The organism is Bacteroides nordii (assembly GCF_019930665.1).
GTDB classification, from domain to species: domain Bacteria; phylum Bacteroidota; class Bacteroidia; order Bacteroidales; family Bacteroidaceae; genus Bacteroides; species Bacteroides nordii.
Genome location: NZ_CP082886.1, coordinates 705,634 through 718,575 on the forward strand (window position 1 = coordinate 705,634; position 12,942 = coordinate 718,575).

A 12,942-nucleotide genomic window follows, 5' to 3' on the forward strand; every position below is an offset into this window, starting at 1 on the left:
ATGGCAACACGGCTCTTGTTTTTTATAGCTGCATTGCGTGCATTAGCTGCAATAGCTATCACAAATTCACATTATGAAGGAGTTTATCCAACAGATCTGATAGCTAATGGAGGACTAGTGGGAGATGTACTCTTCTTTGCTGTTTCCGGTTATTGTCTTCAGGAAATTAAATTGGATTTTCGATCATGGTATTGTAAACGACTTTTACGCATATTTCCAGCTGTCTGGATTATTACATTGATTTATCAGTTTCTAGGTGTATATAAGATAAATACTCCTGTTGATTATTTTTCTTTCTATTTCTGGCCAACTAAGTATCATTTTGTAGGAAGCATTGTTTTACTTTATATGCCTTTTTTTTTTATTTGTAAGTATGCTAAGACTGAGAAACATTTAAAAAAAGTAATTAGTGGAGTCTTTTTATTCCAAATAATGCTTTATATCACAGTTTATAATTATAGCTATTATCATATTGATACCGTGAGGGAACCTATGATTTGGTTCTTGTTTTTAGAAGCCATGTTACTAGGAGCTTATTTTAGGATAAAGGTAAATCGACAGCCTTTGAATAAGGTTCATTTCTTTTATTGGGTAGGCATAGCAGGGCTGATTTGTATCTATTTTATTTCGAAACTTAGTTTTGTCCATATTCCTAAATTGGCTCCCTGGCAGATTATAAACCAAATTTTTCTTTTAATCCTTCTCTTTTGTCTTTTTAGAGGTTTTACTGGATTAGAATTTTATTTTTCTACTTTAGGAAAATATCCTAAGAAAATTATAACTTATTTAGCTGATAGAACTCTTGAAATTTATTTAGTGCAATATGTCATTATTGCAGAGATTAACATTGGGAAATTCCCATTAAATTAGTTTCTTATAACTTTTTCTATTCTATTTTCTGCCCATATTCTTCATGAAATGTCAGTGTGGATTACAAGACGAATCAATATATGAATTTACTATTGACTGGTGCTTTTGACTATTCAGCACAACAAATAGAAGAACTGAAAAGGTTAGGATATAAGGTGTTCTTTATGCAGCATGAACACGAAGTATTACCTATACAGGCTAAAATGATAGATGCAGTGGTATGCAACGGCTTGTTTCTTCATCATGATATAGACTCTTTCACCCGATTACAATTTATTCAGCTTACCAGTGCCGGCCTTGACCGAATTCCAATTGAAATAGTTAGTAAACGAAACATTCTCTTATATAATGCTAAAGGGGTATATAGTATTCCTATGGCCGAATGGGTACTTTTTCGTGTATTGGAATACTATAAACAGGCAGTACACTTCCGATCGGCACAAGCTGCCCATTCTTGGACAAAAATTAGAAATATCCGTGAAATAAATGGCAAGAGAGTTGCCATTTTAGGTGTAGGAGATGTTGGGCAACAGGTAGCTAAAAGATTCCAGGCATTTGGGGCATATACAATAGGTTTTGATATCGCAGAATTTGATGTACCTTATATGAATGAGTTACATATGATTGAGGATATTGACGTTTGGCTTCCACAATGTGACATCGTTGTCGTAACAATGCCACTAACTTCTCAAACTAAGCACTTTCTATCGAAAGACAAACTGTCCCAAATAAAAAAAGGCAGTATCTTAGTAAATATTTCTCGTGGCGGAGTAATAGATGAAGCAGAATTAACAAATGCACTTTACGATGAGCGTATTGCTTATGCAATCTTGGATGTTTTTGAAAATGAACCACTTGACAGAAATAGCCCTTTATGGGATTTTCCAAATGTCGCAATTTCTCCGCACAACTCGTTTGTTTCGGATGGAGTTAAAATGAGAATGTTCAATTTATTATATAAAAATCTGGAACATTTTATTTCTCTGCAGTGAGATCATTAGAGGAGAACGTTCTACTAACTTCAATCAAAACAGACACTCGTAAGTAGCTCTTGTATTATCTTAATAAAGAGAAACAGATCGTTCATGTAAATTAATTATTGAATTATATTAATCTAAAGTTTAAATCAAGAAAATCATAAACGAATGAGAACTTTCTTATCAGTACTCAAAGGACTTATTCTATTTTTTACTCTTCCTTTTTTTATGTGGAAGAAATAAATATATGAAATCAAAGAATCTTCCGGCAGGTTTTATTTATATGATAACTCCTGCCAGAAGATTTATTTTATTAGGTACATCGATGAAACGGGAATTATTCTGTATATTTGTCTATGAATCGCTAATAGAATGAATTATGGCTAAGCTTTACCCTATCGGCATACAGAACTTTGAGAGTTTACGGAATGACGAATACTTCTATATTGATAAAACGAGATTAATCTATGAACTCGCTAAAACGGGTAGATATTACTTTCTGAGTCGTCCCCGCCGTTTTGGGAAAAGTTTACTTATCTCTACACTGGAAGCTTATTTCCAGGGAAAGAAAGAGCTTTTCCAAGGGTTGGCAATGGAGAAGCTGGAAAAGGACTGGGTGGAATATCCGGTACTCCATCTGGATCTTAATACCCGAAAGTATGATGATGAAAAGTCTTTGGCACTTGAACTAAATAAACATTTGGAAATTTGGGAAAATCTTTATGGTAGTCCGTATGCTGACAGAGAGCCGGAGGAGAGATTCTTTCAAGTGATTCGTTTAGCTTATGAAAAGACAGGGCAACGTGTGGTGATTCTTGTGGACGAATATGACAAACCTATGTTGCAGACTATCGGCAATGAGAGTTTACAGGATAAATATCGTGATACACTGAAAGCTTTCTATTCAGTGTTGAAAACAATGGACGGTTACATTCGTTTTGCTCTTCTGACGGGAGTTACTAAGTTTGGTAAGGTGAGTGTGTTCAGTGATCTGAATAATCTGAATGACATTTCGATGGATAGAAGATATGTCGAGATTTGTGGTATAACGGAAGAAGAAATTCAACAGAATCTGGAGCCGGAGTTGCACGAACTTGCCGAAGTGCAGGGTATTACTTATGAGAAGGTTTGCCTGGAATTGAAAGAACGTTATGATGGGTATCATTTCACCGAAAATTCGGTGGGTTTGTATAATCCTTTTAGTTTGCTCAATACTTTTGATAAAATGAAGTTTGGTAGTTATTGGTTTGAAACCGGTACCCCTTCTTATTTGGTGAAGCTTTTGAAACGTGATAAATATGATTTGCACCGACTGACTTATGATGAAGCTACCTCTGACATGTTGAATAGCATTGACTCTACTTCAAAGAATCCTTTACCGGTGATTTACCAGAGTGGATATCTCACGATAAAAGGATATGATGAACGTTTTGATGTTTATCGCCTGGGCTTTCCTAACCGGGAAGTAGAAGAGGGATTTATAAAATATCTGCTCCCATTCTATGCAAATGTAGATGAAGGGCGAAGTGCATTTCATATCACACGCTTTGTTTCTGAAATAGAGCATGGAGATTACGAAGCTTTCCTCTGTCGGCTGCAAAGTTTCTTTGCCGATACTCCCTATGAGCTGGTACGCGATCTGGAATTGCATTATCAGAATGTACTTTTCATCGTTTACAAGCTACTTGGTTTCTATGTTCAGGCAGAATACCACACCTCAAACGGGAGAATTGATATGATGCTGAAAACTGATAAGTATATTTATGTCATGGAGTTTAAATTTGATGGTACTGCTGAAGAGGCTTTGAGACAAATTAATGAAAAGGAATATGCTGCTCCTTTTGCCAGTGATACAAGAAAAGTAATAAAAATAGGTGTGAACTTCAGTTCAAAGACGAGAAATATAGATAGTTGGAAAGTGGAATAGAATAATAAGAAGATTTCGTTTGAATCAATAGATATAGCCTTCGGAGCCCATTGCTCCGGAGGTTTTTTGTTTTTGTAGTTGGGTAGCTTATCCTTCTACTTCCAGATTACTCATTCTGTCAGTGGTTTGAAACTCAAACTCCGGATATTCGTATAAACTAAACCGGGGCTCTGTTTCACCTTCTGTGTAGCTCCATATGCTGGCGTAGTCTTCGGGATCTTCTCCCATCTTACCCAATTGTCTCAGATAAGCGGCAAGCGATTTATTTTCTACAATATAAATTTCTCCCATTTTATCGATGATCGGACTATGGTGGCGTGTGCGGTCATGGTCGAAGCGGAGAATACGTTTTCCGTCTTCAGTAAGACCTACCATGTTGAACGTCATACTCTTGCCTATGGCAGGGAGGTTGAGTACACTTCGGTCGGTAGCCAGGAAAGGCAGGTGGTGTTTCCTCATGAAGCGACGGATACGAGTTGTTGTATCTTCTCCTTTTTCGAGTAGGGTGTAGAGTTCTGTAGCTTGCTCCGGTGTCAGCTGACCATATATCTTTTCTTCATGCTGTTCCTGCAAGGAGCGGCTGTTGGGGGTAAATACAGCGTAGTTTTCATTGAAGCCTTTCACTGAGAAGGTATAATAACAAACGACTCCAAGGGAGTTGAGTATCTGACGCAGCTTTGTTGTATGTCCTCGCCGGGAAGCTGCTACGGTATAAACTAACTGGTTGGTGATAAGCCACCCGGCAGAAAGTATCTTGCTGATGGCTTCCCGTGCTTCCGGAGTGATCTCCAATGGTGTCTGGAAGTGCGTTTGGATGATGAATTGCTTCACGCCAATAGCTGAAGCCTTTTCTTTAAACTCGCGAAGAATCTCAACGAGCTCGTCATTGATACGCATAGGAAGATAGGCTGGCAAGCGCGAACCGAGACGTACACGTTGTAGTTCGGCATACTTTTCTCCCTCCGGACGTTCCTGATTAGCTTTCCGTTTGCGGGCGGCCATCCGGTATACAGCTTCCAGAATGTTTCGTAATGTTTTGTTTTGGCTCATTAGTGCATCTCCACCTGTGATAAGGATATCACGCAGTTGCGTGTCTTCTTCGAAATAACTCATCAGGCGGCGTAGCTTTTTATCCCAGGATTCTTTGGGGCGCAGGCTGTCGAATTCAAAATTCAGACGCTCGCTCTGGAAATCGTACATACGCTGGCAAGAAGCACACAATCCGCCGCAAGCCCGTCCCATGGTATCCGGTATCAGGATAGCAACTTCCGGATAACGGCGATGAATATTGTGCCCGTCCGGAAGTAACCATCCGGCTGCATTGGGTTTTCCGGCTTCTACTATGTCTTCTTTTTCCCAGGCACGGATATTGCCATATGTCTCTACCAGACGGGGGGAATAAAGAATATAACTGCGGATCGCTTCGTCATTGTATCCGTCTCCGGTAATATCAAGTAGTGACAGGTAATAAGGAGTAGCAAAGAAAGGCATTCCTTTTTTACGTGCACGAGAAAGCAGATACATCGTTTCGCTGGAAAGTGAATTTCCCAGTAGACGGTTTAATTCGGAAGGGCTTTTTATCGCCATTGACAGATGAAAGCGGAAGTCGTTCCACCATTGGCTGACGAGTTGATACTTCTCGTCATAGCTCAGCCCTTCGTCAAATTTGAAACGGGTGGAACCGGATTTGCGGTTTTCAATCTTCTGTATCAGTACGTGCAGCATTCGTTCTTTGTTTTGTGCACGGAGTTCCATGACTTCTTCATCCAGTCCGGTGGCCCAGCGTTCGGTACGGCTTTTTATCCGTTGTGGAGAGGGGAGGGGCATTTCGGGGGCATCCAGTCTTTTGAAGAGATAAAATAAGTCTATGAATAAGTCTGTTGCCAGATCTGTATTTTCCAGTTGCCCGATGAGAAACTGGTGGAGTACTGAAAGAGTCTGTACAGGCATGTCCTGTCCTGTGGAGAGTTCGTGGATATTTGTTCCGTCGTAATTGATAAGGAGTCGAATTTGCTTACCCGGGTTGCTTTCAGCTTGCGGATGGAGTGACAGGAATCTTTCGAGGCTGTTTCTAAAGTCTTTATCGTTAATACTTTGACCGGCCAGTTGGCAGAGTTCCGGTAACTCCTGTTGGTATAGTTGTTTCAGTTGTGAAAGAGTGAGGGTTAGCATTTTCTTTTGTTTCATAAGCGATTTTTCTTTTATTGGTGGTCAATATGTCAATGTACATGCACCAAACATCTACGCTAAATATTTCCGGATAAATCGGTATATTTAACGAAACGAGTCATTTATTGGCACATTATTAGGCATAAATATACAAAAAAAAGCGGAAGTACGTGACTTCCGCTTTTCTATAGCTGCATTCTTTTACGATTATTTTTTGTTTCGTAACATTTATGCTTTGACATCTTCGTTCTTACGTTTAGGCTCTTTCTTGGCCAGTAAGATAATGTTATAGACATATTCTGTCATCCATTGTTCGGAGTAGCCGAGACGTTCTTTGTACTGTCGTACGGAAGTTGCTGTTTTGTGTACGTCATCTGCTTTCCACACCGTTTTGGTACACACATCGTGTACGGTTTTTGCTGTCATGTTGCGAAGCGTCTTTTTAAATACAGACGGCATACGGAATTTCCACTGCATGAGGTTGCCCATTAGCATCATCAGGTCGTTAGAGAAACCCTGATACATAAATAAATAGGCCTGTATGTCGTTTTGTGTACGGCAGTTCTTTTTTATTGAAGAATCGATTTCTTTGAAAAATGATTCGCTGATTCCATAATCTTCCATTAACATTTTACGGGCTGCTGCTTTTTCGCCTAATCCCAGTTTTCCTCCCTGAGTGGGTATTTTGAACAGGCGTTTGAATTGCGCTACATCCGGGAGAAAACGAATATTGGTGATACCAAGACTTACAGCAATTACCGATTGGAAATATACGCGTGTCAATGACACGAAATCTTCTACATTGCCTACAGCCTTTCCGTCGGCTTCGGCTTTTTTCTTGAATAAGTTAGCAAATATGCTCATATATATTAATTATAAATTTTGAATTATGAATTCGGGTTTGCGATTGCAAAAGTACTAAATAAGTTGATTTACACCAACTATTACATCATTCATCACTTAAAATTAGTAATTAAACCGTCTACCAACATTCAATATCCTTTTCTATATCTTTCATCTTATCTTTAGTAAATACGGGGTTCTTTATTCCGCTTCTCTTCTGTGACCGGTAATCGTTTAGTAGTCTGAAAGCATATTTACCTAAAAAACTTATGGCGATAAGGTTGCATATTGCCATAAGGCCCATAGTGATATCCGCCATACTCCACACAAAGTCGAGGCTTGCCAATGAACCGAACAATACCATTCCGCCTACCAATAACCTGTATGTATATACCACCCATTTCCGGCGGGTGATGTAACGGATGTTTGCTTCACCATAATAATAATTGCCTATGATACTGCTGAAGGCAAAGAAGAACAAGGCTACTGCTACAAAAATACCTCCCGAAGCACCTATCTCGTTGGTTAGTGCCTGTTGGGTAAGTTGCACCCCATTTGCCGAACCATCGAGTGGAGCACCACTAAACAAAATAATAAATGCAGTGCAGGTACATATAATTAATGTATCTGTAAACACTCCTAATGTTTGGATAAGCCCTTGCTTTACCGGATGTGAAACGAATGCAGTTGCTGCTACATTGGGTGCTGAACCCATGCCGGCTTCATTGCTGAACAATCCCCGCTTGATACCCTGCATGAGCGCCATGCCTACACCTCCTCCTAATGCTTGTTGCCATCCGAAAGCATGGCTGACAATCATTTCGATAACAGCAGGCAGGTGAGTAATATTGAGTATTACAATGACAAGAGCCAACCCGATATACCCCAATGCCATGACAGGCACAATAACACTACTGACTTTGGCAATACGCTGGATACCACCGAATATGATAATAAGAGTCAGTGCGGTAATGATAAATCCCATAGGTACATGATTGAAGCCAAAAGCATGTTCGATAGCTGCACAAATAGTATTACTCTGTACTGAGTTAAAGGCAAATCCGAAAGTAATGGTAATAAGTACGGCAAACAGCATTCCCATCCAGGGCTGTTTCAATCCTTTTTTCATGTAATAAGCAGGACCTCCTATAAAGGAGTCTTTTCCTTTAACCTTATATAATTGTGCCAGGGTGGACTCTACAAAAGCACTCGAAGCACCCAATAGCGAGATGATCCACATCCAGAATATGGCTCCGGGACCTCCCACGGCAATAGCTGTTGCTACTCCTGCCAGATTGCCTGTCCCTACGCGGCTGGCCAATGATATGGCAAATGCCTGAAATGAGGAGATGTGTTTCTCGCTCTTGTCACCTCTTCCTGCCGAATCACCTAACAGGCGAATCATTTCGCGGATCATACGGAATTGTACAAAACGGGTTTTCAGCGTGAACCAGACAGCACATCCCATCAACATAGCGATAAGGATATATGTCCACAACGCATCATTAACCAACGTCATCCATTTGTATATCAATTCCATTCTTCTATTTCAGTCTGAAGTAAAATTTATGATTCTCAAATACCGGTTCTATTATATCAAACCGGATAAATTTAGCCAGCAAATGTTCGGCAGCACGACGCGGGATATTTGCCAGGCGGCAGTATCGATTTAATGAAAGTGAGGCGTTTGCTTCGAGCAAATCAAGCAACAGTTGTTCCCGTTCGGTGTATTGTATCAATTCTCCTACCGGGCTATCGCTTTGTTCCCATACACGCAAGTGTACCGGGGTAGCCAGGATATTCTCATCTTTTATACGAATATAAGCCAGTGGTTTGCCGGTTTCATCTTTTGCATATACCGGCTTTTGGGCACTTTCATCTATTTGTACCACTAATATAGAACGTCCTTCGGCATGAAATGTTTGCATGGAGTAGTGAACTTCGGGCAGACAATAGAGTTGAGCCGCTGCTTCTATCATATATTTCTCTTCGTCTGAACGTACACCGGCTATTTTTCCATTGTCCTTAACACCGATGAGTAAACGCCCGCCATCGGTATTGGAAAAGGCCGACAATGTTCTGGCTATTTTGCGGGCATCCGAAATTTCAAATTTAAAATCCTGTTGCTGGTGCTCTCCCTCAGCTATTAAAATATGTATGTATTCGGTATCTGTAAGTGGTTTCATGGCTGCAAAAGTAAAGAAAAAAGCCGAAACCGCCTTTTTTAGATGATTTTTCGCGGATTATTTCAAAAAAAATATTGTTTTTATGTGTTTATTTCGGGAAAGAATGTATTTTTGCCAATCATTATTAACGAAGAAAATATAAAAAGGATCATGAAAGAATTAGTAGAAAAAATCGCAGCTCTTGTAGCTGATTTCAACAAGGATGCAAATGCACAGATCGAAAACGGTAATAAAGCTGCTGGAACACGTGCACGTAAGGCTTCATTGGAAATTGAAAAAGCAATGAAAGAATTCCGTAAAGTATCTTTGGAAGAATCAAAAAAGTAATTTTTTGAATAAAGAGAAATGCGAAGCCAGACCTTATGAGGACTGGCTTTTTTATTTTATAATTGTTGAGAGAGGGCGTTTATGACTGAAATTCACCACAGAGTCGCACAGAGTTTCACTGAGTGTTATTTATCTGATTTAAAAAAATAATTAAAACTCCGTGTCACTCTGTGAGACTCTGTGGTGAACTATATTCAGAGTTCTGTTTCAATTAACCACCGCCTGCCGTACCTCCCCCTGCGGGAAGCAGGTTCAGATATTCGCCATATCCTTCTTCTTTCATCTTTTCTTTGGGGATGAAACGAAGGGAAGCACTGTTGATACAATAACGTAGCCCTCCTTTATCTGCAGGACCGTCTGTGAAAACATGTCCTAAATGTGCATCTCCGGTCTTGCTACGTACCTCTATACGTCTCATGCCATGGGAGGTATCCATGTTTTCCTTCACCAATGTTTTATCTATTGGTTTTGTGAAACTGGGCCAACCACATCCTGAATCAAATTTATCAGTAGATATAAATAATGGTTCTCCGGTAGTGATATCTACATAGATACCGGGTCGTTTCTCATCCCAATATTCATTATGAAAGGCTGGCTCGGTAGCACTTTTTTGTGTTACGGCATATTGCTCGTTGGTGAGCTTGGCACGAAGTGTGGCATCATCCGGTTTCTTGTAAACAGGTTTTGCTGTTGTTTTGGGAGCATTCGCTTTTTTGGCCAGTCCAAACAATGCCGGGTCGATATGGCAATACCCTCCCGGATTTTTATCCAGATAATCCTGGTGATAATCTTCTGCCTGATAAAAGTTGGACAATGGTTTAATTTCAATGGCGAGTGGCTTTGAATAGTTCTTTGCCAATGCTTCTACGGCAGTTTGTATAGTTGGCAGATCAGATTTATCTGTGTAATAAATACCTGTACGGTACTGTGATCCGCGGTCATTCCCTTGGCGGTTGACACTGGTGGGATCTATTGTTTTAAAGTATAAATCTATTAGTAAAGGAAGCTCTACTTCCTGTGGATTATAGATAACCTTTACCGTTTCGGCGAAATTGGTATTTCCGCTACACACCTGTTGGTATGTGGGGTTGGCAATATTTCCGTTTGCATAACCTGCCTGAGTGCTTTCTACACCCCTGATTTGTTTCAGAAAATGTTCTGTACCCCAGAAACAACCACCGGCGAAGTATATTTCTTTTTGATCTTTCATATTGTTATTCTCCTGTTTTTTGAGTTTAGTACCCTGCACACCCTGTGCATAACCTGTCAGCGAACAGCCCATGAAGAGCAGTATAGTTATAACGATTGTTTTCATACTTTTCATATAGTATATAACAAAATAGTGGTGCGTTTCACTTGTATCATTCAACTCTTTTTTAGTTATTTCACTATATCTTCTCTTTATTATGCTTATTTTTGGCACAAACTATCTTCAATTTTGCAGCAGATATAAATAAAAGAGATATGGCTAAGCAACAATTCAATAAACTCATCTGGCTGGTAGATACCATCTATCGGAGCGGACGCATTACGTTTGCTGAGATCAATCGTCGCTGGCGGACAGGAGATAGTACTCGTACGGATATTCCTTTGCGCACTTTTCATAATCACCGGCAAGCTATTGAAGAGATGTTCGACATTAATATAGAATGTGATAAGTGCACAAATACTTATTATATAGCTGATGCCGAGGGAATGTTGGGAGATAAGCTCAAAATGTGGTTGCTCAACAGCTTTTCATTAAACAACATTCTGCAGGAAAATGTGGATATGAAGAACCGGATTGTTTTTGAGGAGGTTCCTTTGGGACTACAATATATGGATATCATTATAGATGCTATGAGGACAGGGTCTGTGCTTCATATGGAGTATCAGGCTTATAACTGGGAACAACCGAAAGAGGTTTGTCTGGAACCTTACTTTCTGAAACTGTTTCGTCATCGCTGGTATCTGATAGGAGTCAACCGGAAGTATGAAGCTTTCCGTTCTTATTCTTTAGATAGAATTAAGTCGGTAAGGACAGGGAATGATACGTTCCGCTTTCCCCGGAAATTCACTCCACAGGATTATTTTCAGAATTGTTTCGGCATCATTCGTGATGAGGCACAGCAACCGCAACGTACTGTTTTGCGGGTTGTTGCCGAGCAGGCTCCTTATCTGCGTAACCTACCTTTGCATCCCAGTCAGCAAGAGATAGTAACGACAGATACTTATACTGATTTTGAAATGTATATATCGCATACTTATGATTTTATTCAGGAGTTGTTGTCTAAAGGTTCGACGGTAGAGGTTCTGGAACCTCAAAGTTTGCGTGATTTGATGAAAGCTGAAATAGAAAAGATGCAAAAACTGTACTGATTATGAATGCAAATGTTCTTGAAAAACTAAAGATATTGGCAGAGTCCGCCAAATATGATGTGTCTTGTGCTTCCAGTGGAACAGTGCGTGCCAACAAACCGGGAATGCTTGGCAATACTGTAGGAGGCTGGGGGATATGTCATAGTTTTGCCGAGGATGGGCGATGCATCTCTCTCTTGAAGATAATGCTTACCAATTATTGTATTTATGATTGTGCTTATTGCATCAACCGGCGTAGTAATGACTTGCCACGTGCCACCCTTTCTGTTTCTGAGTTGGTTGACTTGACCATTGAGTTTTATCGCCGTAATTATATAGAGGGTTTATTTCTTAGTTCGGGGGTTGTACGCAATCCCGATTATACAATGGAACGTCTGGTACGGGTAGCCAAAGACCTGCGTGAAGTGCATCGATTCAATGGATATATTCATTTGAAGAGCATCCCCGGAGCCAGTCGTGAACTGGTGACTGAAGCCGGACGTTATGCCGATCGTTTGAGTGTGAATGTTGAGATACCTAAAGAAGAGAATTTAAAGTTGCTCGCTCCGGAGAAAGACCATAAGAGCGTATTTGCTCCTATGTTGTATATTCAGCAGGGGGTACTGGAGAGTAGCGAAGAACGGAAGAAATTCAGGTATGCTCCTCGTTTTGCCCCGGCAGGCCAGAGTACGCAGATGATAGTTGGAGCTACTGCCGAAACAGATAAAGACATTCTCTTCCTCTCTTCTGCTTTGTATCAGCGTCCCACCATGAAACGGGTTTATTATTCCGGTTATGTTTCCGTCAATACCTATGATACCCGTTTGCCGGCTTTGAAGCAACCGCCTCTTGTCCGTGAAAACCGGTTGTATCAGGCAGACTGGCTAATGCGATTCTATCAGTTTAAAGTCGATGAAATAGTAGATGATGCTTATCCAGATCTTGATCTTGAAATAGATCCGAAGCTTTCGTGGGCATTGCGTCATCCCGAACAGTTTCCGATAGACATAAACAGGGCAGATTATGAAGTGATACTTCGTGTTCCGGGTATTGGGGTAAAGTCTGCAAAGTTGATTATTGCTTCGCGGCGTTATTCAAAGTTAGGATTCTATCAGCTTAAAAAGATAGGTGTAGTGATGAAGAAGGCGCAGTATTTTATTACTTGTAGTGAGCTTCCGATGAAGACTGTCAATGAAATGACCCCACATACTGTGCGTAGCCTGTTGCTTCCCAAACCTAAGAAGAAGATAGATGAGAATCAACTGACATTTACTTTTTCTGATTAACTCTGATTGTAAGTCGGCCC

The 12,942-nt window shown here is 40.3% G+C and carries 11 protein-coding genes; 6 read left to right on the forward strand and 5 right to left on the reverse strand.

Features of this window, described 5'->3' with window-relative positions:
• The 3 genes from K8P02_RS02695 to K8P02_RS02705 all read left to right on the forward strand — a co-directional run bounded on the left by K8P02_RS02695 (position 1) and on the right by K8P02_RS02705 (position 3,774).
• Entirely contained in the window at positions 1 to 870 is an 870-nt protein-coding gene (locus K8P02_RS02695; RefSeq protein ID WP_025867881.1) for an acyltransferase family protein, read from the forward strand.
• An 80-nt stretch (positions 871 to 950) separates the two neighbouring features.
• A complete protein-coding gene (locus tag K8P02_RS02700) occupies positions 951 to 1,862 on the forward strand; it encodes an NAD(P)-dependent oxidoreductase (RefSeq protein ID WP_025867882.1) in 912 nt (303 codons plus the stop codon).
• A 364-nt stretch (positions 1,863 to 2,226) separates the two neighbouring features.
• Positions 2,227 to 3,774, forward strand: a complete 1,548-nt coding sequence (locus K8P02_RS02705) for an ATP-binding protein (protein ID WP_025867883.1) — start codon at positions 2,227 to 2,229, stop codon at positions 3,772 to 3,774.
• An 87-nt stretch (positions 3,775 to 3,861) separates the two neighbouring features.
• On the opposite strand, the gene K8P02_RS02710 is transcribed toward K8P02_RS02705, so the two are convergent.
• The 4 genes from K8P02_RS02710 to K8P02_RS02725 form a co-directional block, all read right to left on the reverse strand.
• Positions 3,862 to 5,961, reverse strand: a complete 2,100-nt coding sequence (locus tag K8P02_RS02710) for a KamA family radical SAM protein (protein ID WP_223381956.1) — start codon at positions 5,959 to 5,961, stop codon at positions 3,862 to 3,864.
• 210 nt (positions 5,962 to 6,171) lie between these two features.
• Entirely contained in the window at positions 6,172 to 6,807 is a 636-nt protein-coding gene (locus K8P02_RS02715) for a hypothetical protein (protein ID WP_002562153.1), read from the reverse strand.
• A 118-nt stretch (positions 6,808 to 6,925) separates the two neighbouring features.
• A complete protein-coding gene (locus tag K8P02_RS02720; protein WP_025867884.1) occupies positions 6,926 to 8,305 on the reverse strand; it encodes an alanine/glycine:cation symporter family protein in 1,380 nt (459 codons plus the stop codon).
• 25 nt (positions 8,306 to 8,330) lie between these two features.
• Complete coding sequence (locus K8P02_RS02725) at positions 8,331 to 8,972, reverse strand: AlbA family DNA-binding domain-containing protein (protein WP_007484525.1); 642 nt, start codon at positions 8,970 to 8,972, stop codon at positions 8,331 to 8,333.
• Between the two features lie 150 nt (positions 8,973 to 9,122).
• On the opposite strand from K8P02_RS02725, the gene K8P02_RS02730 reads away from it, so the two are divergent.
• Positions 9,123 to 9,299: a histone H1 gene (locus K8P02_RS02730; protein ID WP_002562150.1), complete on the forward strand. Its 177-nt coding sequence runs from the start codon at positions 9,123 to 9,125 to the stop codon at positions 9,297 to 9,299.
• 211 nt (positions 9,300 to 9,510) lie between these two features.
• On the opposite strand, the gene msrB is transcribed toward K8P02_RS02730, so the two are convergent.
• Positions 9,511 to 10,614 carry a peptide-methionine (R)-S-oxide reductase MsrB gene (gene msrB, locus K8P02_RS02735; protein WP_025867885.1) on the reverse strand — a complete coding sequence of 368 codons (1,104 nt, stop codon included), beginning with the start codon at positions 10,612 to 10,614 and terminating at the stop codon, positions 9,511 to 9,513.
• A gap of 149 nt (positions 10,615 to 10,763) precedes the next feature.
• On the opposite strand from msrB, the gene K8P02_RS02740 reads away from it, so the two are divergent.
• Both K8P02_RS02740 and K8P02_RS02745 read left to right on the forward strand, forming a co-directional pair.
• On the forward strand, positions 10,764 to 11,657 hold the full coding sequence (locus K8P02_RS02740; protein WP_007484527.1) for a helix-turn-helix transcriptional regulator: 894 nt from the start codon (positions 10,764 to 10,766) through the stop codon (positions 11,655 to 11,657).
• Positions 11,658 to 11,659: 2 nt separating this feature from the next.
• Positions 11,660 to 12,922 carry a putative DNA modification/repair radical SAM protein gene (locus K8P02_RS02745; protein ID WP_007484528.1) on the forward strand — a complete coding sequence of 421 codons (1,263 nt, stop codon included), beginning with the start codon at positions 11,660 to 11,662 and terminating at the stop codon, positions 12,920 to 12,922.
• Positions 12,923 to 12,942 lie beyond the last annotated feature (20 nt).